Raw genomic sequence first — 21,119 nt, forward strand, 5'->3', positions numbered from 1 at the left:
GGTCTGCGCGCAAGATACACGCCCGGACGTGGGGTCCCGATTGACCCGCGCTTGCACGCCGCCGAAGATCCCGCCCAAAGGGAGGCCGACCATGTTCACCGAAGATCAGACCCTCATCCGGGACACTGCGCGGGCCTTTGCGCGCGAGCGGCTTGCACCGGGCGCCGCCGCGCGCGACCGCAGCGGCGATATCGAACCCGCGCTGCTGCGCGAGATGGGCGAGTTGGGGCTGCTGGGGATGGTGGTCAATCCCGCCTATGACGGCGCCGGGGCGGATTACGTCAGCTATGCGCTGGCGCTGATGGAGATCGCCGCGGGCGACGGCGCGATCTCGACCGTGATGAGCGTCCATAACGCGCCGTTCAACGCGATTCTCGAACGGTTCGGCAGCGACGAGCAGAAAGAGACGGTGCTCAGGCCCGCCGCGCAGGGGGCCTTCATCGGCGCCTTCGCCCTGACCGAGGCGCAGGCCGGGTCGGATGCCAGCGCGCTGCGCAGCACGGCGCGCAAGGTCCAGGGCGGCTACGTGCTGGACGGGGCCAAGGAATACATCACCTCGGGCCGGATCGGGCGCTATTGCATCGCTTTCGCGCGGATGGAGGGGGCGAAAGGCAAGGCCGGGATCACCGCGTTCCTCGTTCCCACCGACACGGCGGGCTATACTGTCGCCCGGGTCGAAGACAAGATGGGCCAGCGGGCTTCGGATACCTGCGCGCTGCGGTTCGAGGGGTTGGAGCTGCCCGAAAGCGCGCGGATCGGTGCCGAGGGCGACGGCTACCGGATCGCGCTGGCCAGCCTTGAAACCGGACGCATCGGCATCGCCGCGCAATCGGTGGGAATGGCGCAGGCGGCTCTGGAGATGGCGCTGGACTATGCCAAGGAACGCAAGACCTTCGGCGCGCGCATCTTCGACCACCAGGCGGTCGGCTTCCGGCTGGCCGATCTGGCAACCCAGCTTGAAGCGGCGCGGCAATTGGTGCTGAACGCGGCGCGGATGAAGGATGCGGGCCTGCCCTGCCTGACCGAAGCGGCAATGGCCAAGCTGTTCGCCTCGGAAGCGGCCGAACGGATCGTGTCGGGGGCGCTGCAGTGTTTCGGCGGCATGGGCTATATGCGCGATACCGGGATCGAACGGATCGCCCGCGACGTCCGGGTCTGCCAGATTTACGAAGGGACCTCGGACATCCAGAAGCTGATCATCGCGCGTGCTCTGGGGGCATAGACCGGCCCGGGCACACAGAAAGAAAAACCCCCGCTCCGGCACCGGAACGGGGGTCTTTTATTGCGGTAAAGACGGGGCGATTACGCCGGTTCGTCTTCCAGCGCGTCGAGGGCCGATTTCAGGTCGTCTTTGTTGACTTCCTTCTCGGTCACTTCGGCTTTGCCGAGGATCATGTCGACGACCTTGTCTTCGAAGATCGGCGCGCGCAGCTGCTGCTGCATCTGCGGGTTCTTCTGCACGAATTCGAAGAATTCACGCTCCTGACCCGGATACTGACGGGCCTGCTGCAGGATCGCCTGCGTCATCTCGGCATCCGACACCTGAACCTCGGCCTTGCGACCGACTTCGGCCAGCAGCAGACCCAGCTTCACGCGGCGCACGGCCAGCTTGCGATGCTCTTCCGACGGCTCGATTGAGTCGTGGTTGTGATCGTGCACCTCGGGATGCTCGTCATGCCACAGCTGGTGAGCGATCTGGCTCGCCTCGGCGTCGACCAGGCTTTCGGGCAGCTCGAAGGTCACGTTGCTGTCGAGCTTGTCGAGCAGGCCACGCTTGACGATCGCGCGCGAAGCCTGAGCGTATTCGCCCTCAAGCCCTTCGCGGATCTGACCCTTCAGGGCTTCCAGCGATTCCGCACCGAATTTCGAGGCCAGCTCGTCGTTCAGTTCCGCCGCTTCCGGGGCTTTCACTTCTTTGACGTCACATTCGAACACGGCTTCTTTGCCGGCCAGATGCTCGGCGCCGTAGCTCTCAGGGAAGGTGACGGTGACGTCTTTCTTGTCGCCGGCCTTCACGCCAACGAGGCCTTCCTCGAAGCCCGGGATGAACTGACCCGAACCCAGAACCAGCGCGTGGCCCTCGGCCGCGCCGCCCTCGAAGGCTTCGCCATCGATACGGCCGGTGAAGTCGAACACGACCTGATCGCCCATTTCAGCCGCGCCGTCCTTGTCGGCGAAGTTCTGCGCTTGCTTGGCAAGGTTTTCCAGCGCCTCGTCCACGGCAGCCTCGTCGGCTTTCACGACCATGCGCTCAAGCGTGATGCCCGAGAAATCGGGCTCGTCGATTTCGGGCAGCGCTTCGTAGGACAGATCGACGACGACATCGTCGCCCTCTTTCCACTCTTCGCCGTTCTGCATCTCAACCTTGGGCTGCATCGCGGGGCGGTCGCCGGTCTCTTCGAAATGCTGCTGCATCGCGGCGTCGACGGCTTCCTGCATGGCTTCGCCCATGAGGCGCGGGCCGAACTGCTTTTTCAGCATCGCCAGCGGCACTTTGCCCTTGCGAAAGCCCTTGAGTTCGACCTCGGGTTGGGCTTCGCGCAGTTTCGCGTCCACCTTCTCGGCCAGTTCGGCGGCCGTGACGGTGATCGTGTAGCCACGCTTCAGGCCGTCCTTCTGGGTTTCGGTGACTTGCATCCTTGTCCTCGCATAAGCTGACAGGCCGCCCGGTGGCAGCCTGGGAAAATCTGCGTCTTACTAGAGTGCGCGCCAAGGCGGATCAACCCTGAATCCGCAGGGCGCAAGGCCACGGGCCGCCAGGGCGTAAGGCCGGGGGCCGCCGTTGCGTGCGCGCTTTCGGCCTGTTACGCCAAGCACCGGCCGCAGGGAACGGCGAGGGCTTGTCGCAGGCCCAGCCCTGCCCGCGCGGCGCGCGCGTTGCACAGAGATCCGACATGCCCGACGAAACCCTTCTTGAAAACGTTATCCCGACACGCGATGCGCTTGAGCGCCTGAGCCACGAGGGGGCGCCCGTGCTGTTGCGCGGCTGCGATCTGCAAGCGCTCGATCTGAGCCGTCTCGACCTCGCCGACTGGCGGTTCGAGAAATGCGACCTCTCGCGCGCGCGGCTGACTGGCGCGCGGCTCGAGGATGTCACCTTCGATCATTGTCGCGCGCCCGGCGCGGATTTCGCGGCCGCGATGCTGAGCGACACGGTGATAGACGGCGGTGATTTCGGCAATACGAGCTTTCTCGACGCCACCCTGTCGGACGTTTCCTTCCGCCGCTGCAAGATGACCGGAACCGATCTGAGCGGCGTCTCGGCGACGGCCGTATCCTTCGACGAGGTCCTGCTGGTTCTGGGGATGTTGCCGAATTTCTCGTTCCGGAAGGCTCGGCTGAACGGCGTGGATTTCAGCGAAGCGGATCTGCGCGCCTGCGATTTCCGCGACGCGGTTTTCACGGATTGCTCTCTGCGCGACGCGCATATCGTCGATTGCCGTTTTCAGGGCGCCGATCTGCGCGGGGCGGATCTCGGCGGGATCCGGCTGACGGATGCGAGCCGCTTCAAGGGCGCTGTCATCTCGAAGCGGCAAGCCGCCGACCTGTTGGCTCAACTCGGGCTGAACGTGCTTTGAACGGGCGGGACCGGGGCCGCGCGGCGGCGAACCCTGTGCCCCGACAGCGCGACCCGGAGCCGACGAAGCAACAGAGCGAGCTGTGATTCTGGGAAACGACCGGGAAACCCTCGCCGCACATGCCATCCGACGGACCGCGCAATGATGGCTTTCCCTTTAATATCAAGCTGGTGCGGGTGAAGGGACTCGAACCCCCACGCCAAAGGCGCCAGAACCTAAATCTGGTGCGTCTACCAGTTCCGCCACACCCGCCAGCCAGCGCGCCGCTTGTAGCAATGCCTCGGGCCAAGTGCGAGCGCAAAGTTTCGGCGCCGGACGCTTTTGGCGCTCAGTGAAAAGGCAGGGGGAACCGCCCCGGGGCCGGTTCTGTCGAATTGTCGGCATTCCGTTGCTTGACCTCGGGTCGGAAACGCGCAGAAATCGCGTCTGACGCCCTCGAACGGGGTGTTTGGCGCTTCTTCGGGGCGAGGTCGGGGCGGGAAACCGCGAAATGGCGCGAGTAATGCCACAATCTCACCACGATTGATGCCAGATTGGAAACAGTCAGGTTTTAACGAGGTCCCGTCATGCATTCCCAGCTTGTTCCGCATCTTGCGCCCTTGCCCCGCGCCACTGGCCGCTCGCGACCCACGGGTCTGGTCCCCGGGACGCTGGTGGCGACCGAGGACGGCGATATGCCGGTGGAATTCCTGTTGGCGGGCGACCGGATCGTGACCGCAAACGGGCTGGTTGAGCTGCGCGGCATGTCGAGCCTTCAGGCGCTCGAAGCCGAGATGGTCGTGATCGACGCCGCCGCGCCGGTGGGCGAGGCACCGCGCAACGGCGCGCCGGTGGTGGTGCCCGCGCATCAACAGGTGCTGGTGCGTGACTGGCGGGCGATGATCCTGCACGGACAGGCGCAGATGCTGACCCGCGCCGCTTCGCTGGTCGATGACGTGCTGGTCCGGCGCGAGACGCGGGCAACGCAGCGGCTGATCCGACTGCATTTCGACACGCCACAGGTCGTGCGCGCGGGCGGTCTGGATCTGGCCTGTGCCCGCGGCCACGCGCCGCGCGTGACGTCGCCCGGCAAGGCGGCACGAGCGCTGCATTGACGGCGCCTGCATGCGGTGGCGACTGAAACGCGCCGAAAACAGGCCGTCCCTGCAACGGCGGACACCATAGCTTCTACGCGCGGCGGATTGGCGGCACGCAGGGTTCGTTCGTCCCGGCGGGATCGACATCGCGCGCCGGACTCCGTGTTGCCCAGGCTCCCGATCCAGATCGGTTTTCTATGAAGCGGCTGCGCCGTCCACCTGAAACCCGATCACGCACCAAGACCGCGCAGCACCGAGGGGAGCGTTTCGGGCAGATCCTCGGCGATCAGGCCGGGGCCGAACGAACGCGCGGCCTCGACATGCAGCCACGCGGCTGCGCAAGCCGCGTCGAGCGGTGCAAAGCCCCGCGCCAGAAGCCCCGTAATCAGCCCCGACAGCACGTCGCCCGCCCCCGCTGTCGCGAGCCATGGTGCTGCGCGATCATATAGAGCCGCATGAACCCGCACCGTGCCGTCGGGCGCCGCGATCACCGTATCCGCCCCCTTGAGCAACACCACGCAGCCCGCGCGCCGCGCCGCATCGCGCGTGGCATCAAGCCGGGAATAGGCCGGGCCCGTGTCGGGCAGGCCCGACAGGCGCGCGGCGAGGTCGGGGAACAGGCGCCTGAATTCGCCGAAATGCGGGGTCAGAACGACGCGCTGCGCCTTGGCGGTCAGAGCAAACAAGGCATCGGGATCATCTTCGAACACGCTGAGCGCATCGGCATCCAGCACCACGCCCCCCCGCGCCGCGCCGGCCATCGCAAGGGTTCGCGCGACCTTGGCGGCCGTGCCCTCGCCCAGCCCCAGACCGGGGCCGAGGCAGACGGCGTTCAGTCGTTCATCGGACAGGATATCGGCCAACGCATCCGCGTCGTCGCAGCGTCGCAGCATGATCGCCGTAAGCTGCGCCGCGCATTCCATCATCGCCGACCCCGGCGCGGCCAGCGTTACCAGCCCCGCGCCGATCCGCAGCGCGGCACGGGCGGCAAGCCGGGCGGCGCCCGTCCGGCCCATGGGACCCGACAAGACGAGCGCATGCCCATGGTCGTATTTGTGCCCGGCCCTCTTGGCCACATCAGCGAGCGGTCCGACAAGTTGTGCGATATCAATGCCCTGCGCGGCGGCCAGCCCGATATCAACAACCTCCAGCGCGCCGCAGATCTCGGCCCCATGGGCGAGATAATGGCCAGGCTTGGCGCTGTGAAAGGTGACGGCGAGGTCATAGCGGCACCGCGCGCCCATCACCCGACCGCTATCGGCACAGAGCCCCGACGGGATATCGACCGCGACGCGGACAAGGGATGGCCGGGCATCGTGCTGTTGCTGAACCGCGCGCAGGGCCTCGCTGACCGGCTGCGACAGCGGCCGCGTCAGGCCGGTGCCGAACAACGCGTCGATGAACAGGTCAGGCGGCGGCCCGGCGGCGAGGATCTGCGCGGCCTCGGACAGCGGGCGGACCGTGCCGCTTTCATGCCAGAGCCGGGCGTGATGGGCGGCATCCGGCGGCAAGGTATCGGGGTCGCCCAGCGCCAGCACATCCACGCGCCAACCGCGTGCGTGAAGCAGGCGGGCGATGACATAGCCGTCGCCCCCATTATTGCCCGGCCCGCAGAAGATCAGCGCCGCCGGTCTGGGGCCATCCCGCCGCCCGTTCCCAAGCGCGGGAAACCGGGCCAGAACCCGCTCGACCACCCCCCTGCCCGCCCGCTCCATCAGCGTGACACCCGAGACAAGATCCGACTCAATCGCCGTCCGCTCGATGGCGCGCATTTGGGCAGATGTCAGCAAATCGCTCATTTGACCGCACCTTAGTCCAGCACCTGCTCATTTCGTAAACCATTTGCACAATAATTGTGCTTCTCTCGGCAATTTCCGCCGACAGCGCAACGAAAACCCGCGTGCGGCAGGCTAGCGGATTGTGGCATGCTTGCGAAAGTGGTCAGTGGGCTTCGAGCCCGAAACGTCGGTGTCTGGGACGGGGGAGCCGTATGAAGAAGATTGAAGCGATCATCAAACCCTTCAAGCTGGATGAAGTGAAGGAAGCCCTTCAGGACATCGGCATTCAGGGCCTGTCGGTGATCGAGGTTAAGGGCTTCGGCCGCCAGAAGGGCCATACCGAGCTCTATCGCGGCGCCGAATACGTCGTGGACTTCCTTCCGAAAGTGAAGATCGAAGTGGTGCTGACCGACGACATGGTCGAGGCCGCGATCGAAGCGATCATCGGCGCTGCGCGCACCGACAAGATCGGCGACGGCAAGATCTTCGTTTCGCCGGTCGAACAGGTCATCCGCATCCGCACCGGCGAAGCCGGCGAAGATGCCGTGTAAACCTACAATTCCTAACAAGTCAGGGGACTAAGTATGAGCGTTGAATCGGTTCTCAAGCTGATTGCCGACGAACAGGTCGAATATGTGGACATCCGTTTCACCGACCCCAAGGGCAAGCTGCAGCACGTCACGGTGATTGCGGATCTGGTCGATGAAGACTTCCTTGAGGAAGGTTTCATGTTCGACGGTTCGTCGATCGCCGGCTGGAAGTCGATCGACCAGTCGGACATGAAACTGGTGCCGGATGTCGACAGCGTCTACATGGACCCGTTCTACGCCGAGAAAACCATCGCGGTGCATTGCGACGTGGTCGAGCCCGATACCGGCGAGTCCTATGACCGTTGCCCGCGCCAGACCGCCAAGCGCGCCGAGGCCTATCTGAAATCCTCGGGCATCGGCGACTCGGCCTTCTTCGGCCCCGAAGCCGAATTCTTCCTGTTCGACGATGTCCGCTATTCGGTCACGCCGCAGAAAGTCGGCTTCTCGATCGACGCCGACGCCGCGGCCTGGAACACGGATGCCGAATTCGAAGGTGGCAACCTTGCGCACCGCGCCGGTCACAAGGGCGGCTACTTCCCGGTCAACCCGATCGACGAAGCGCAGGACATCCGTTCGGAAATGCTGTCGACGATGAAGTCGATCGGCATCAAGGTCGACAAGCACCACCACGAAGTCGCGACCTGCCAGCACGAGCTGGGCATGATCTTCGGCGGTCTGGTCGAGCAGGCCGACAACATCCAGAAATACAAGTACATCATCCACAACGTCGCCGCCGCCTATGGCAAGTCGGCCACGTTCATGCCGAAGCCCATGGCGGGCGACAACGGCTCGGGGATGCACGTGAACATGTCGATCTGGAAGGATGGCAAGCCGCTCTTCGCGGGTGACCAATATGCCGACCTGTCGATGGAAGCGCTGTATTTCATCGGCGGCATCCTGAAGCACGCGAAAGCGCTGAACGCCTTCACCAACCCGGCGACCAACAGCTACAAGCGTCTGATTCCGGGCTTCGAAGCCCCCGTTCTGCGCGCCTATTCGGCCCGCAACCGCTCGGGCTGCGTGCGTATTCCGTGGACCGAATCGCCGAAAGCCAAGCGCGTCGAAGCCCGCTTCCCCGACCCCGCGGCCAACCCCTATCTGGCCTTCTCCGCGCTGATGATGGCCGGTCTCGACGGCATCAAGAACAAGATCCATCCGGGCGAAGCCTCGGACAAGGACCTGTACGACCTGCCGCCCGAAGAGCTGGCCGCCATCCCGACCGTTTGCGGCTCGCTGCGTGAGGCGCTGGAAGAGCTGGAGAAAGACATGGACTTCCTGCTGGCCGGTGACGTGTTCACCAAGGGTCAGATCGAGGGCTACATGGAGCTCAAGTGGGAAGAAGTCTACAAGTACGAACACACCCCGCACCCGGTCGAGTACGCGATGTACTATTCGGTCTGATCGGGACCTGAGAATTGGGAAAAGGGCGGCTTCGGGCGCCCTTTTTCATCGGGCGCGCAAATGCGGCCTTCACTCGATCGGGACTGCCGCCGCGCGCTGAACTGCGCTAACGTGGAAATTGCGCCCCGCCCTTGGGGATTGAGCAGGACCCGCCATGAGCAAGTACCACCCCCTCGACGTGCGCCACCCGGCGAACCAGCAGTATCAGAACCGCAATTTCCTGCTCGACCCGCCGTCGCAGACGACACAGGTCCATAGCCGCAGCCGCGCCCGCGCCGATGCCGCAAGGGCCACGGCGGCGGCCAGTTCGGGGCCCCATCCCGCGCCCAGCCGCCAGACCGCGACACCCGCCGCGCCCTGGGGCACCCCGGGCACAAGCTCGGGCGTGCCCGCCACGCGCAACGAACGCCGCGGATCGGGACTGGGCGGCTTCATGCGCTCGCTGTTCATTCTGGTGGTGATCCTCGTGATTCTCGGGACACAGACGCATCTGCTCGACGAGCTGGTGCTGCAGCTGCGGATCTGGGCTTATCAACTGGGAATCCCGCTCTCTTTCTGAACGGGGCGCCGGTCGCGGACCCACCCGCTCAATTTACCTGAAATCGTCCATACTTCTCCCGCGCCGCGCGAGCATGCGCTTGGTATCCTGCCCCTGCCGCGCAATCGCGCCGCCGGAAAGGGAGTGCCATGCTCACGCAAACCGGCCCCGGGGATCCGGGGAGCACGGATACGGGCGTTACCGCCAAGCGCCCCCGGGATACCGGGCGTGCGTCGGCGGGCATCGCAGGCGCCTCGCTGATCTTCGGCGCGGACAAGGCCCATCCCGACCTTGTGCTGGCCATGCAATACCTGATCGACGATCTGCGCGCCGAAGGCCGTACGATCGGTGCGATCAAGCTGACCGGCTCGACCCTGCGGCTGCGCGCCGATCCGTTCGAAGTGATCCTCACCCGCGCCGCGTCCCCCCTTCCCGCCGCCGCGATGCAGGGCCTGCTGCGCCCGCCGACAGGCGATCAGCCCGATTTCGCCCGCGTGCATCTGGCCCGCACGCTGCGGCTGCATAGCTGCGCGATGGGTTTCCTGCTGCGCCGCCGGGGCGCGCCGATCGCCGATCTCGCCGAGGCCGCGCGTCAGCTTGCCGCCGAAAGCCGGTTCCTGCTTCACCCGGTGATCGAGGCAACGGCGCCCGCGCTTTTGGTCTGGCAGCCCGGCGGGCTCGTGCTCAGCGCGCGCGAGTTCCGCGCGGTGCCGCTCGCGACGTTGCTTGCGCCGGGCGACCCGCAGGTACCGCTCATCGTGACACCGCCCGAGCGGCTGGCGCTGACCCGACCCGGCGGTTCAGCGCCGATGCATGAAGAAACGACCGAGATGCAACCCGCCACGCCAGCCCTGCGCTCTGAGCGGTATGCAGATCGCAGCCTCGGCCGGTTCTTCGGTAGCACGCCCAAGCGCCCAAAGGTGCTCCCCCGGATCGAGCGCGAGGGCGAGCGCCTCGCCGCCGCCCTGCGCGACCCCGACGGCCCCACCACGCCCAAGAAACGCTGGTTCATGCCCACTGGTAGCGCGCGCGACGGGTCGTGACCGGGGTCAATGACGCGCGGGAAAAGCCGCCTCTTCCTCGGCGCTGAGGGAGGCGCGCGGCACGACATAGGTGTGGATCGAGAATACCACCGCCCGCGTTCGTGCCAGCCGCACAAGGCATTGCCGTTCGCAGCGGATGTAATCACCCCCGGCCTGTTCGGGCCCGTCGCGATGCGGCCGCTTTTCATCCTCGCGCCGCGGCTGATGCAGGGTGGGATCGATATAATCGAGATAATTCATCCGCCAGAGCGGCTGCTCGGGCCGGATCGCTTCGAACAGGCGCTGCACCCGCGCTTCGAGCCCGCCTTCGTATGACGGCACCGGTTTGTGGATGCCCGGCAATCCGCGCCCCAGCTTCTCGGCCAGCGTCCAGCTTGCCGGAAAACACAGAACGGCAGCGGTCAGCCGCGGGATACCGTCAGCGCCGGGCTGCATCAGGCACAAATCCTCTTGCACCAGCCGTCCCAGCCGCTCAAGCCCCGTCCCGCCCTCGACGTGCCGCCCATCGGGGCACAGCCAGCCCGCGCCCTGCCGGACGAACCCCAGATCGGGCAGCTGCGATTCGACAAGCTCGACCAGTTCCGCAACCGCCGCCCCGGCTTCGGGCAAGACCTGCAGCACCGCGTCGCGCCTGGTATCCAGCAACAGCTCGCGCTCGGCCATCTGACCGACATACGCCTCGTCCACGATCAGCCACTGCGCGGGATCAAGCGGCAGGATACCCGGCAACCGCTTGAGCCGCGGATCCATCCACGGCGCTACCGGCAGGGCTTTTTGCAACACCGCCATCCTGATCCCCCTGAACCGGTCCCATCTTTAATCCGGACAATATCCTCGGGGGTGAATTTGCCGCAAGGCAAAGAGGGGGCAGACAGCCCCCTGATCCCGTCAACGCCCGCAGGAACGCCAACGCCTTCTGCCGCGAGCAGAGACGCCCCTGAAACCAACCGGGCATACGGGACGAAACCGCCCCGCCCTTGCCCGGCCCCGGGGGCCAGCCCCCGGACCCCCGGGATATTTCCAGAACAAAGATGCGCGGATCACGTGTCGCGAATAACTTCCCGGCGCCGTTGCGCGGAGGAGAGCGTCACTCGGCCGCGTGGTGGCGCGGCGGGTGGTGGGGCGTTTCGGCCTCCGGCTGCGGCTCCCCGCTGTCTTCGGGCCGGGCGGGGTCGGTGGTATAGACCGGATCCCAGATGATCTCGGCATGGCGCACCTTGTGGCTGCGGGCGCGCAGGCGGCGATCGTCGCGCGCGCGGCCCTTGCGCAGCGCCTTGACGCGCGGAGCGATGCCTTTGAAGAACGCCTCGACCCAGACCCGCGCGGCCAGAAGCGCGGGCGTCAGCACCATGGTCAGCACGGTCGACACGCCCAGCCCGAAGACCACCGCCGTTGCCAGTGGTTTCCACCACATCGAGGTCGGGCTGTTGATCGTGTAGCCGCCATTCACGAAGTCGATGCTGAGGCCCAGCATCATCGGCGCAAGACCGGCCATCGTGGTGATGGTGGTCAGCAGCACCGGGCGGATACGCTGTTCGGCGGTGCGCACGATGGCTTCGATGCGCGGCATGTAGCGGGTGAATTCCTGATAGGTGTCGATCAGCACGATGTTGTTGTTCACCACGATCCCGGCCAGCGCGACCACCCCTGTCCCGGTCATGATCATCGAGAAGGGCTGGCCCATCACCAGCATCCCGATCAGCACGCCCGCGGTGGACAGGACCACCGCCAGCAGCACCAGCACCGAGTTATAGAAGCTGTTGAACTGCGCGAGCAGGATGATGAACATCAGCCCCATCGCCGCGCCGAACGCCACGCCGAGAAAAGCGCCGGTTTCTTCCTGATCCTGCTGTTCCCCGGTCCAGGCCCAGCCGATCCCCGGCGGTAGCGGGTTCTCGGCCTCGAGCCATTCGGTCAGCGCGGCGATGCGTTCCGAGGGCGTCACCGGAACGATGTGCTGCCCGGCTTCGGCGATCGCGTCGCGGGCGGTCTGGGCGGCGCGGGCGGCGTCGGACCCGGCCGGGTGCAGGCGGGGATCGACCTCGGCCGCCGGGCGCAGGCCCGCACGGGTGCCGTCGGCATTGACCACGCTGACCATGGCGGGCGCGGCATCGGCCTTGACGTCGAAGAAGCGCTGTTCGTCATAGCGGTCGATCGTTCCCCGCAGGGCCACCGGCTCGCGGGTGACGAAATTCGACAGTGGCACCATCCCCACCGCCGTGGGAACGCGCAGCGTATCGAGCGTCGAGAGCAGCCGGTCGCCTTCGGGCAGGCGCACACGGATCTCGATTTCCTCGTCCGAGGTATCGACGCGCATTGTGTCCAGCATGATCCCGCGCGTGACCATCTGCACCATGCCGCCCACGGTGGCGACATTGGCGCCAAAGCGACCAGCAGCGGCGGTGTCGACGCGGATTTCCCAGTCGATGCCGGGCAGCGGGCGGCTGTCTTCAATCCCGACGATGCCGCCGATCTCGCGCATATGCGCCTGCACGGTTTCGACCCCCGCGCCCAGTTCCTCGAAATCCTGCCCGGTCAGGCGCAGGTGAATGGGCTTCGACGCGGCCGGGCCGCCCGACATGATCATGTATTCGGTGATGATGCCGGGGATCTGGCGGAACTGCGCCTCCATCCGGTCGAGGATCACCTGCCCGCGCAGCTCGGGATCGTCGCCGCGCTGGTCCCAATTGACCAATTCGAACTGGATCTGGCCAATCGCATCGCGCGGTGCCTGCCCTCCTGCGGTATTGGTATTGAGCCCGCCATTGCCGGCGAAGGCGAAGCTGGCCGAAACGCCGGGTTCGTTGGTGACGATCTCTTCGACCTGGGCAAGCAGCGCGTCTTCCTCGGCCAGCGACAGGTTGCCGCGCGCGCGGACATAGACGATGCCCTGTTCGGGCTCGGTCTCGACGAAGAACTCGACGCCATAATTGTTCTCGCCGTAATAGGCGAAGACCTGAAACACGGCGAAGACGATGGCGCCGGTCACCGCGAAGGGCATGACCGGGTTGGCGACGATCAGCTTGGTCAGCCAGCCGAAGGCCGAATGCTTGTAACCCGACTCGATCGGTTTTGGCTTGGCGCGGGGTTTGAGCGCGTTCAGCGTGATCGACATGCCCGCCGACCCCAGCGCCAGCATCAACGCGCCGGGCAGCGCGGCAAGCGCGCCCATCGTTGCGCGGGCCTCGGCATCGGGGATCAGCAGCGCGGGGTTCAGCATGGTGACAAGCCCGCCTGCCAGCAGCGCCAGCGCCACGACAAGGAACGGAAGCCGCAGCACCCACGGCAGACGGCGGCGCAGCCTCTGCGCGGTGTTGTCGAAGACCCTTGCGATGCGGCCCGTGACGCCACCGAGGATCGGCAGATAGATCAGCGCCACGACCAGCGACGAGATCAGCACGAAGATCAGCGTGACGGGCAGCATGCCCATGAACTCGCCCGCGACGCCGGGCCAGAACAGCATCGGCAGGAAGGCGCAGAGCGTCGTCGCGGTCGAACTGACCACCGGCCAGAACATGCGCTTGGCGGCGGTGGTATAGGCCGCCATCGGCCCCTTGCCCTGCTGGATCTGGTGATCAGCATATTCGGCGACGACGATGGCGCCATCGACCAGCATCCCCACGGCAAGGATCAGGCCGAACATGACGATGTTCGAGATCGTCACGCCCATCACGCCCAGAAGGATGAAGGCCAGAAGGAACGAGGACGGGATAGAAAAGCCGACCAGCAGCGCGGTGCGCGTGCCCAGCGAGGCCAGCACCACGATCATCACCAGCGCGATGGCGGTCAGGACCGAGCCTTCGAGCTGCGAGATCATCGACGCCACCTGATAGCTGCGGTCAAGCGCCGGGGTGACGTGGATGGATTGTTGCAGTTCGGGCGGCCAGCTGGCCATTTCGGTGTCGATGGCCGCGCGCACCGCATCGACCGTGTCGATAAGGTTGTAGCCACGCCGCTTGACCACCTGCAGCGCCAGCGTCGCCTCGCCGTTGAAGCGGGCGGTCCCGGCGCGGTCCTGAAACGTCATGTGGATCGTGGCGAGGTCGCCCAGCGTCACCACGCGGTCGCCGTTCACCTTGATGCGCAGGTCGTAGATATCCTGCACGCTTTCGAACGATCCCGGCAGCGACAGCGAGAAACGGCCCGATTCCGTTTCGATATCGCCCGCCGCAACAAGCTGGTTGTTCAGCGTCACCGCGTCGATCAGCTCGCCTGCGCTGACATTGTAGGCTTCAAGCCGGAGCGGATCGATCACCACCTCGACCATCTCGTCGCGGGTGCCTGCAACATCGGCGCTGAGCACCGGGTCGAGCCCCTCGATCGCGCGTTCGAGATTCGAAGCCGCGCGCATCAGCGTACGTTCGGGCACGTCGCCCGACACCGCGACGATGACAATCGGGAATTCGCTGAAGTTGAATTCGTTGATCGTGTAGGTATCGGCACCTTCGGGGAAATCGGCGGCGGCGCGGCTCATGCGGTCGCGCACATCGGCGATAGTGGCGTTCTTGTCCCAGTCGAATTCGAATTCCAGCACCACGCTGGCATAGCCCTGCATGGCCGAGCCGGTCATGTCGGTCAGCCCGTCGAGCCCCACCAGCTCTTGCTCCATCGGGCGCACCAGCAGCGTTTCGCTATCGGCGGCCGAGATGCCCTGAAACGGGACCGAGATGAACAGCGCGGGCACCTCGATATCGGGCTCGCCCTCTTTGGGCAGGCCGACATAGGCCATGATCCCCGCCGCCAGCGTCAGGACGACGAAGGCGAGGACCATGCGGGCGCGGGCTGCGGCCCAGTCGATCATGCCGCTCATCGGATTACTCTCCGCTACCAGTTACATCCGCGTCGTCGCCGCGCCGCGAAACCCGTACTTCGATCCCGTCGGTGACGTATTCCTGACCGACGACGATGACATCGGCGGTTTCGGGCAGGCCCGTGACCCAGAAGCCCTGCGGCGCGTCGCGCAGCACGGTGACGGGCTGGAAGAAGGTATGGTTGGTCTCGTCGACCAGACGCAGGCCCAGAACGCCCTCGTCATCGATGGTCAGCGCCGAGCCCGGCACCAGATGGCCGCGCGTCGCGTCGGCGCCCACCAGCAGCGTGGCGCTCATGCCGTCCCGCAGCTCAAGATCGGGATTAGGCACCGTGACCTCGACCCGGAAGGTCCGCGTGGCCGGATCGGCGGCCCGCGCGAGGAACGTCACCTGACCCTGCACGCGCTGGCCGTTCGACAGCTCGGCACCGGCCGGGGCCCCCATGGTCAGGCGGTTGATCTGCGTCTCGGCGGCGAAGCCCACCAGCAGGATCGGGTCCAGCCGATAGATCGTGGCGCACAGGCCCCCATTCTGCATCAGGCTGCCGGTTTCGGCGGAATCGGTTTCCAGCACGCCGCCAAAGGGCGCGGAGATGGTCAGGCGATCCAGCTCGGCCTGCGCGACCTCGACACCCGCCTGCGCCGCTTCGACGCTGGCGCGCGCGCCCTCGACCGCGGCGTCGGCGGTGGCGGTGCTGTTTTGCGCCCGGAAGCCGCCTTCGGCCAGCCGGGTGGCGGTTTCGCGGTTGATCTCGGCCTCGGCCAGCGTGGCCTGCGCCCCGGCGAGACGCGCCTGCGCCTCGGACAAAGCGGCGGCGCGGGTGCCGGGATCGAGTTCGCACAGCACCTCGCCCGCTTCGACCAGCGACCCGCGGGGACGGGGATCGGACAGAACCAGCCCGTTTGTCTGCGCGCGCACCTCGACCGAGCGCGACGCTTCGGTCCGGCCGCGCAGCACGATGGCGCTTTCCAGATCGCGTTCCTCGAACCGCTCGACCACGACGCGGAACGGCTGCGCCTCTTCCTCGGTCGCGGGGGCGATCGTGGCGGCGGCGGCAGTCCCCTCGCCCGTGGTTTCGGCAGCCTCGACGCCGACCCAGGACAGCAGCGTGTCACGCTCCATCACGAAGAGATACAGCACGACCAGCACGAGCATGGCGGTGATAATCGGGACGACACGCATTGCAGTACCTTCCAGGCCTCTGAGCGACGCTGATATCGGCGCGGCGCGTCCGACCGGGTGTCGAACCGTCTGCCGGACCCGAGGGTCGCGCGCTCGAAATTCCGCGACCTGCTGGGCATACCTTGCCGGTCGCTACACATAATTATACGCGGAGCGTTGCGGGTGGATTACTCCTGACCCAAACGTAATGCAATTGCCTGCCCCCGCGCGCCGCTGCGTCATGGTGACTTGGGGATATGTTTTTTCCGCTCTGCGGCATCAATGACGCAGACGCGCGCCATCGTGAACGCAAAAGCGGCAATCCGATGCGCGCGCCAAGGCTGCAGACTTGGCAAGCCCCGCGCATCCGGGTTAGGAGAGGCGGAGCCGTTTGCGCGCCGGTGACGAAGACCGCGCGGATCCGGAAGACAAGACGCCCGCCAAAGACGGAGGCCCAGGTGAGCAACGCCGACAGTTTCATCGACGAGGTGAACGAGGAACTCAAGCGCGACCGCCTGTTCGCCGCGATGCGCAAATATGGCTGGATCGCCGTGGTCGGTGTCGTGCTGATCGTGGGCGGTGCCGCGTATAACGAATACCGCAAGGCCCAGATGACCGCCGAGTCGCAGGCTTTCGGCGACGGGATCCTCAACGCGCTCGACACCGACGACGCCGCAGGCCGGGCCGAGGCGCTGGCCGCGATCGATGCCGAGGGCGCGCGCGCCGGTATCCTGTCGCTGCTGCTGGGCGCGGCCGAGCTGATGGCCGATGACCGCGAGGGGGCGCTGGCCGCCCTGTCCGAGGTCGAGAACAACCCCGAGCTGCCCGCCAGCTACCGCCAGATCGCCGCGCTCAAGCGGGTGATCGTGGGCGGCGCGCTGATCCCGCTGGACGAACGCCGCGCGACGCTGCAGGGCCTTTCGGCTCCCGGTGGCGCGTTCCGTCCGCTGGCGCTTGAGCAGCTTGTGCTGCTGGACATCGAAGCGGGCGACCGCGAGGCCGCGCTGGAACAAGCGCGCGCGCTCTTGCAGGAACCCGACCTGACCGACGGGCTGCGCCGCCGCGTCGTGCAGATGATCGTCGTTCTGGGCGGCGACCCGCTGGCGGATTTCGGCTGACCCGCTTGTCCCCCCTTTCCGCCCCCTTTCTGGCTGACCTGACGGAGATTCCGACGTGAGCGTGACCCGTATTCTTGCCATCAGTGCCCTGATCGGCGCGACCGCCCTGACCACCGCCTGCAACCGTGAGGAAATCCTCGAAGGCGAGCGCGTCGATCTGCGCGCGCCTTGGGGCGGCGCCGAGGCCGAGGTCGAGAACCGCACCGTCGCCATCTCGCTGCCCGCCCAGAGCGCCAATGCCGCCTGGACCCAGCGCCAGGGCACGCCGGGTGCGCGTCCTGGCCACCCGGCCCTGTCGGCCAATCCGCAACTCGTCTGGGCCACCCCGATCGGTCAGGGCGATAGCCGCCGCGCGCGGCTGACCACCGATCCGGTCGCGGCGAATGGCGCGGTCTATACGCTGGATGCGGGCTCGCGCGTGCAGGCGACCTCGTCGGCGGGCGCGGCGCTCTGGGCTACGGATCTGACGACCGCGCGCGAAGCACGGTCCTCGGCCTCGGGCGGGGCGCTGGCGGTCAGCGGCGGGCGGCTCTTCGTGGCCTCGGCCAGCGCGTTCCTTGCCGCGCTCGACACGAATACCGGCCAAGAGCTGTGGCGCGTCGATTTCGACAGCCCGCTGAACGGCTCACCGGCTGTTTCGGGCGATACCGTCTATGTCACCGCGCTGGATTCGACACTCTGGGCACTCGATGCCGCGACCGGACGCATCGAATGGACCCTCCCCGGGACGCCCGCACGCTCGACCGTGGCGCGCGGTTCGGCGCCGGCCGTGGCGGGCGATCTGGTCGTGTTCCCGACGCAATCGGGCGAACTGACTGCCGTGCGCCGGTCGAATGGCGGCCAGACATGGACGACAGCCGCCGTGGGCCGCCGCACCGGCGCGGCGTTGGGGACGATCCCGGCGCTGACCGGCGATCCGGTGGTCGATGGCAACCGGATCTATGCCGCGAACCAGTCGGGACGCCTGTTCGCGCTGGACGCCGCGACCGGGCGTGCGATCTGGTCGATCGAGGAAGGCGCGAACGCGCCGGTCTGGCCTGTTGGCGGCTCGGTCTTTCTGGTCAGCGATCAGAACCGGCTGATGCGGCTCAATGCCTCGGACGGCTCGGTCATCTGGGCCAACGAATTGCCGCTCTACACCACCTCGCGGATCCGTCGGCGGCTGGCGATCTACCCGCAGCACGGCCCGGTTCTGGCGGGCGGACGGCTCTGGGTCGCGTCGGGTGAAGGCGTCCTGCGCGGGTTCGATCCCGCCTCGGGCAATATCGTGGCCGAGATCCCGATCCCCGATGGCGCGGCCTCGGCGCCGATCGTCGCGGGTGGCGTGATGTATATCCTCAACCGCGAGGGGCAGCTGCTCGCCTATCGCTGACGGCTTTACAAACGGGGCGGTGCCGCCTATGTGGGCGGTTTCCGTCCTGAGAGTGCGTCATGTCCTTTACCCTTGCCCTCGTGGGCCGGCCCAACGTGGGCAAGTCCACGCTCTTCAACCGCCTCGTCGGCAAGAAACTGGCGCTGGTCGATGACCAGCCCGGTGTCACGCGCGACCTGCGCGAGGGCGAGGCGCGGCTGCAAAACCTGCGCTTCACCGTCATCGATACGGCGGGGCTGGAAAACGTCACCGACGACAGCCTGCAGGGCCGGATGCGGCGCCTGACCGAGCGCGCGGTCGAGATGGTCGATGTCTGCCTGTTCATGATCGACGCGCGGGTGGGCGTCACCCCTGCCGACGAGATCTTCGCCGATATCCTGCGCCGCCGCGGGCGCCACGTGATCCTTGCGGCGAACAAGTCCGAAGGCAGCGCCGCCGAGGGGGGCTATCTGGAAGCCTTCTCGCTGGGGCTGGGCGAACCGATCCGGCTGTCGGCCGAGCATGGCGCAGGTCTCGATGACCTCTATCACCAGCTTCTGCCGCTGGCCGCAAGCTTTGACGAGCGTGCGCAGGCCGAAGCGCCGGTCACCGACGTGACGGTCGAGGAAGACAGCGAAACCGACAATACCGAGGGCGGCGAGGCCGCGCCCGACTGGGCGCCGACGCTGAAACGCCCGTTGCAGGTGGCGGTGATCGGGCGACCCAATGCGGGCAAGTCGACGCTTATCAACCAGATCATCGGCGAAGACCGCCTGCTGACCGGCCCCGAGGCGGGGATTACCCGCGATTCCATCGCCCTGCCCTTCCAGTGGAACGGCACGCCGATGCGGCTGTTCGACACTGCCGGGATGCGCCGCCGCGCCCGCGTCACCGACAAGATCGAGAAACTCTCGGTCGCGGATGGTCTGCGCGCGGTCAAGTTCGCCGAGGTGGTGGTGGTGCTTCTGGATGCCGCGATCCCGTTCGAGACGCAGGATCTGCGCATCGCCGATCTGGCCGAGACCGAGGGCCGCGCGGTCGTCGTCGCGGTCAACAAATGGGATCTGGAAGACGACAAGCAGGACAAGCTGAAAGCGCTGCTGCAAGGCTTCGAGAAGCTGCTGCCGCAGCTGAGGGGCGCGCCGCTGGTCACCGTCTCGGCCAAGACCGGGCGCGGCATGGACCGCCTGCACGACGCGATCCTGCGCGCCCACGCGATCTGGAACCGGCGCGTAGGCACGTCGCGGCTCAACAACTGGCTGGGCGCCATGACCGAGGCGCACCCGCCCCCTGCCCCGGGCGGCCGCCGTATCAAGCTGAAATACATCACGCAGGCCAAGACGCGTCCGCCGGGCTTCGTGGTCAAATGCTCGCATCCCGACGAACTGCCCGAAGCATACCGTCGGTATCTGGTCAACGGACTGCGCGAGAGTTTCGACATGCCGGGCACGCCGATCCGGCTGTGGTTCCGCGGCCAGTCGGATCAGAACCCGTTCAAGGGCCGCAAGACCGCGCAGCGTTCGAAGCTGAAAAAGCACATCGCGCCGAAGCACTGACTTGGCGCTACAGCACAGCAATACGGCCCGCGCCGGGGGACAACCCCGGATCGCGGGCCGTTCTGCCTTCAGCCGAAGAGCATAGCGCTTCTTGTTTCCGGCTATTGGCTATTTGATCCGGATCAAGGTTTGCCCCCGCGCGGTCGGGTTAACATTGCAACCAGTTCATTCATTCAATCGAACCGGAGCCGCCGCCATGGGATTCTTCAAGAAACTCGACACTCATTCGGACTTGATCGCCTCGATGGCGGAAACCGTCCATGCCGACCTGACCGACGCGCTCGTCTATGGCCGCGTCACAGGGCAGGAAATCCGCAACGCAGTGATGAGCTGCATGGGCTGCGAAGGCTCGGGCGATTGCCAGAACTGGATGGACGCCCATAACCACGACGCCGATACGCCGCCCGCCTATTGCCGCAACCGCGCCATGCTGGAGCGCGCCAAGGAAGCTTGAGGCGGCGCCGCAGCCCCCCATAGCAAAGGGCCACCCTGCAGGGTGGCCCTTTGACTTTCCAGCTTAGCCTGTGTCACGCCGCGCGGCGTTCGTGGCGGCCTTCGTTGATCTCTTCGGCGATCTTCGCGACGAAGGCTTTCAGATCGCCCGGATTGCGGCTGGTGATCAGGCCCTGATCGGTGACGACCTCGGCATCCTGCCAGTCGGCGCCCGCATTGATCATGTCAGTGCGGATCGACTTGTACGACGTCAGCTTACGGCCTTTGGCGATCCCCGCCTCGGCCAGCAGCCACGGCGCGTGGCAGATCGCGGCAACCACTTTCTTGGCGTCCCAGAACGCTTTGACGAAGTCCAGCGCGCTGTCTTCGACGCGCAGCAGGTCGGGGTTGATCTGACCGCCGGGCAGGACCAGCGCATCGTATTGGCCCGCATCCGCCTTGGACAGCGTCACATCGACGGGCACCGCGCGGCCCCAGTCGCTTTTATCCCAGCCCTTGATCTCGCCCTCTTCGAGCGAAACGACGTGAACCTCTGCCCCTGCGTCGCGCAGATCGTTGAGCGGGACTTCCAGCTCGGATTGCTCGTAGCCATGGGTGGCGAGGATGGCGATTTTCTTGCCAGACAGCGATTGCATCTCGGCTCTCCTGTATTCGTTTCCGTTGTG

The 21,119-nt window shown here is 66.4% G+C and carries 17 protein-coding genes and 1 tRNA gene; 11 read left to right on the forward strand and 7 right to left on the reverse strand.

Features of this window, described 5'->3' with window-relative positions; translation table 11 throughout:
* The first annotated feature begins 91 nt into the window (after window positions 1-91).
* A complete protein-coding gene (locus JI664_RS00820; protein WP_207011809.1) occupies window positions 92-1,222 on the forward strand; it encodes an acyl-CoA dehydrogenase family protein in 1,131 nt (376 codons plus the stop codon).
* An 80-nt stretch (window positions 1,223-1,302) separates the two neighbouring features.
* On the opposite strand, the gene tig is transcribed toward JI664_RS00820, so the two are convergent.
* The gene (gene tig / locus JI664_RS00825) at window positions 1,303-2,637 is read right to left on the reverse strand and encodes a trigger factor (RefSeq protein WP_207011810.1); all 1,335 of its coding nucleotides are present in this window, start codon (window positions 2,635-2,637) and stop codon (window positions 1,303-1,305) included.
* Window positions 2,638-2,894: 257 nt separating this feature from the next.
* Between tig and JI664_RS00830 the strand changes: the two genes are divergently transcribed.
* Complete coding sequence (locus JI664_RS00830; RefSeq protein ID WP_207011811.1) at window positions 2,895-3,578, forward strand: pentapeptide repeat-containing protein; 684 nt, start codon at window positions 2,895-2,897, stop codon at window positions 3,576-3,578.
* Between the two features lie 168 nt (window positions 3,579-3,746).
* Here JI664_RS00830 and JI664_RS00835 read toward each other — a convergent pair.
* A tRNA-Leu gene (locus JI664_RS00835) sits at window positions 3,747-3,830 on the reverse strand.
* Window positions 3,831-4,144: 314 nt separating this feature from the next.
* On the opposite strand from JI664_RS00835, the gene JI664_RS00840 reads away from it, so the two are divergent.
* The gene (locus JI664_RS00840) at window positions 4,145-4,672 is read left to right on the forward strand and encodes a Hint domain-containing protein (protein ID WP_207011812.1); all 528 of its coding nucleotides are present in this window, start codon (window positions 4,145-4,147) and stop codon (window positions 4,670-4,672) included.
* Window positions 4,673-4,884: 212 nt separating this feature from the next.
* On the opposite strand, the gene JI664_RS00845 is transcribed toward JI664_RS00840, so the two are convergent.
* The gene (locus tag JI664_RS00845) at window positions 4,885-6,453 is read right to left on the reverse strand and encodes an NAD(P)H-hydrate dehydratase (protein ID WP_207011813.1); all 1,569 of its coding nucleotides are present in this window, start codon (window positions 6,451-6,453) and stop codon (window positions 4,885-4,887) included.
* A 191-nt stretch (window positions 6,454-6,644) separates the two neighbouring features.
* Here JI664_RS00845 and JI664_RS00850 point away from each other — a divergent pair, with 191 nt between their 5' ends.
* The 4 genes from JI664_RS00850 to JI664_RS00865 all read left to right on the forward strand — a co-directional run bounded on the left by JI664_RS00850 (window position 6,645) and on the right by JI664_RS00865 (window position 10,004).
* Complete coding sequence (locus tag JI664_RS00850) at window positions 6,645-6,983, forward strand: P-II family nitrogen regulator (RefSeq protein WP_207011814.1); 339 nt, start codon at window positions 6,645-6,647, stop codon at window positions 6,981-6,983.
* 33 nt (window positions 6,984-7,016) lie between these two features.
* The gene (gene glnA, locus JI664_RS00855; RefSeq protein ID WP_207011815.1) at window positions 7,017-8,423 is read left to right on the forward strand and encodes a type I glutamate--ammonia ligase; all 1,407 of its coding nucleotides are present in this window, start codon (window positions 7,017-7,019) and stop codon (window positions 8,421-8,423) included.
* 154 nt (window positions 8,424-8,577) lie between these two features.
* On the forward strand, window positions 8,578-8,982 hold the full coding sequence (locus JI664_RS00860; RefSeq protein ID WP_207011816.1) for a hypothetical protein: 405 nt from the start codon (window positions 8,578-8,580) through the stop codon (window positions 8,980-8,982).
* A gap of 128 nt (window positions 8,983-9,110) precedes the next feature.
* A complete protein-coding gene (locus tag JI664_RS00865) occupies window positions 9,111-10,004 on the forward strand; it encodes a hypothetical protein (protein ID WP_207011817.1) in 894 nt (297 codons plus the stop codon).
* Window positions 10,005-10,010: 6 nt separating this feature from the next.
* On the opposite strand, the gene JI664_RS00870 is transcribed toward JI664_RS00865, so the two are convergent.
* The 3 genes from JI664_RS00870 to JI664_RS00880 form a co-directional block, all read right to left on the reverse strand.
* Complete coding sequence (locus JI664_RS00870; protein WP_207011818.1) at window positions 10,011-10,793, reverse strand: heme-dependent oxidative N-demethylase family protein; 783 nt, start codon at window positions 10,791-10,793, stop codon at window positions 10,011-10,013.
* 298 nt (window positions 10,794-11,091) lie between these two features.
* A complete protein-coding gene (locus tag JI664_RS00875) occupies window positions 11,092-14,814 on the reverse strand; it encodes an efflux RND transporter permease subunit (RefSeq protein ID WP_207011819.1) in 3,723 nt (1,240 codons plus the stop codon).
* Window positions 14,815-14,818: 4 nt separating this feature from the next.
* Window positions 14,819-15,997, reverse strand: a complete 1,179-nt coding sequence (locus JI664_RS00880) for an efflux RND transporter periplasmic adaptor subunit (RefSeq protein WP_207011820.1) — start codon at window positions 15,995-15,997, stop codon at window positions 14,819-14,821.
* 437 nt (window positions 15,998-16,434) lie between these two features.
* Here JI664_RS00880 and JI664_RS00885 point away from each other — a divergent pair, with 437 nt between their 5' ends.
* The 4 genes from JI664_RS00885 (at window position 16,435) to JI664_RS00900 (ending at window position 20,455) form a co-directional block, all read left to right on the forward strand.
* The gene (locus JI664_RS00885; protein WP_207011821.1) at window positions 16,435-17,094 is read left to right on the forward strand and encodes a tetratricopeptide repeat protein; all 660 of its coding nucleotides are present in this window, start codon (window positions 16,435-16,437) and stop codon (window positions 17,092-17,094) included.
* A gap of 55 nt (window positions 17,095-17,149) precedes the next feature.
* Window positions 17,150-18,466, forward strand: a complete 1,317-nt coding sequence (locus tag JI664_RS00890; protein ID WP_207011822.1) for a PQQ-binding-like beta-propeller repeat protein — start codon at window positions 17,150-17,152, stop codon at window positions 18,464-18,466.
* Window positions 18,467-18,525: 59 nt separating this feature from the next.
* Window positions 18,526-20,001, forward strand: a complete 1,476-nt coding sequence (gene der, locus JI664_RS00895) for a ribosome biogenesis GTPase Der (protein WP_207011823.1) — start codon at window positions 18,526-18,528, stop codon at window positions 19,999-20,001.
* A gap of 196 nt (window positions 20,002-20,197) precedes the next feature.
* The gene (locus JI664_RS00900) at window positions 20,198-20,455 is read left to right on the forward strand and encodes a DUF6455 family protein (RefSeq protein WP_207011824.1); all 258 of its coding nucleotides are present in this window, start codon (window positions 20,198-20,200) and stop codon (window positions 20,453-20,455) included.
* Between the two features lie 73 nt (window positions 20,456-20,528).
* On the opposite strand, the gene JI664_RS00905 is transcribed toward JI664_RS00900, so the two are convergent.
* Complete coding sequence (locus JI664_RS00905) at window positions 20,529-21,089, reverse strand: type 1 glutamine amidotransferase domain-containing protein (protein ID WP_207011825.1); 561 nt, start codon at window positions 21,087-21,089, stop codon at window positions 20,529-20,531.
* Between the last annotated feature and the right edge of the window lie 30 nt (window positions 21,090-21,119).

This window comes from Rhodobacter sp. NTK016B (genome assembly GCF_017303295.1).
In the GTDB taxonomy this organism is placed as follows: Bacteria; Pseudomonadota; Alphaproteobacteria; order Rhodobacterales; family Rhodobacteraceae; genus Pararhodobacter.

Bases quoted from the DNA above. Each gene is read 5' to 3' on its own strand.
- JI664_RS00820 (WP_207011809.1), top strand. From the start codon at position 92: ATGTTCACCGAAGATCAGACCCTCATCCGGGACACTGCGCGGGCCTTT.
- tig (WP_207011810.1), bottom strand. From the start codon at position 2,637: ATGCAAGTCACCGAAACCCAGAAGGACGGCCTGAAGCGTGGCTACACG.
- JI664_RS00830 (WP_207011811.1), top strand. From the start codon at position 2,895: ATGCCCGACGAAACCCTTCTTGAAAACGTTATCCCGACACGCGATGCG.
- JI664_RS00840 (WP_207011812.1), top strand. From the start codon at position 4,145: ATGCATTCCCAGCTTGTTCCGCATCTTGCGCCCTTGCCCCGCGCCACT.
- JI664_RS00845 (WP_207011813.1), bottom strand. From the start codon at position 6,453: ATGAGCGATTTGCTGACATCTGCCCAAATGCGCGCCATCGAGCGGACG.
- JI664_RS00850 (WP_207011814.1), top strand. From the start codon at position 6,645: ATGAAGAAGATTGAAGCGATCATCAAACCCTTCAAGCTGGATGAAGTG.
- glnA (WP_207011815.1), top strand. From the start codon at position 7,017: ATGAGCGTTGAATCGGTTCTCAAGCTGATTGCCGACGAACAGGTCGAA.
- JI664_RS00860 (WP_207011816.1), top strand. From the start codon at position 8,578: ATGAGCAAGTACCACCCCCTCGACGTGCGCCACCCGGCGAACCAGCAG.
- JI664_RS00865 (WP_207011817.1), top strand. From the start codon at position 9,111: ATGCTCACGCAAACCGGCCCCGGGGATCCGGGGAGCACGGATACGGGC.
- JI664_RS00870 (WP_207011818.1), bottom strand. From the start codon at position 10,793: ATGGCGGTGTTGCAAAAAGCCCTGCCGGTAGCGCCGTGGATGGATCCG.
- JI664_RS00875 (WP_207011819.1), bottom strand. From the start codon at position 14,814: ATGAGCGGCATGATCGACTGGGCCGCAGCCCGCGCCCGCATGGTCCTC.
- JI664_RS00880 (WP_207011820.1), bottom strand. From the start codon at position 15,997: ATGCGTGTCGTCCCGATTATCACCGCCATGCTCGTGCTGGTCGTGCTG.
- der (WP_207011823.1), top strand. From the start codon at position 18,526: ATGTCCTTTACCCTTGCCCTCGTGGGCCGGCCCAACGTGGGCAAGTCC.
- JI664_RS00900 (WP_207011824.1), top strand. From the start codon at position 20,198: ATGGGATTCTTCAAGAAACTCGACACTCATTCGGACTTGATCGCCTCG.
- JI664_RS00905 (WP_207011825.1), bottom strand. From the start codon at position 21,089: ATGCAATCGCTGTCTGGCAAGAAAATCGCCATCCTCGCCACCCATGGC.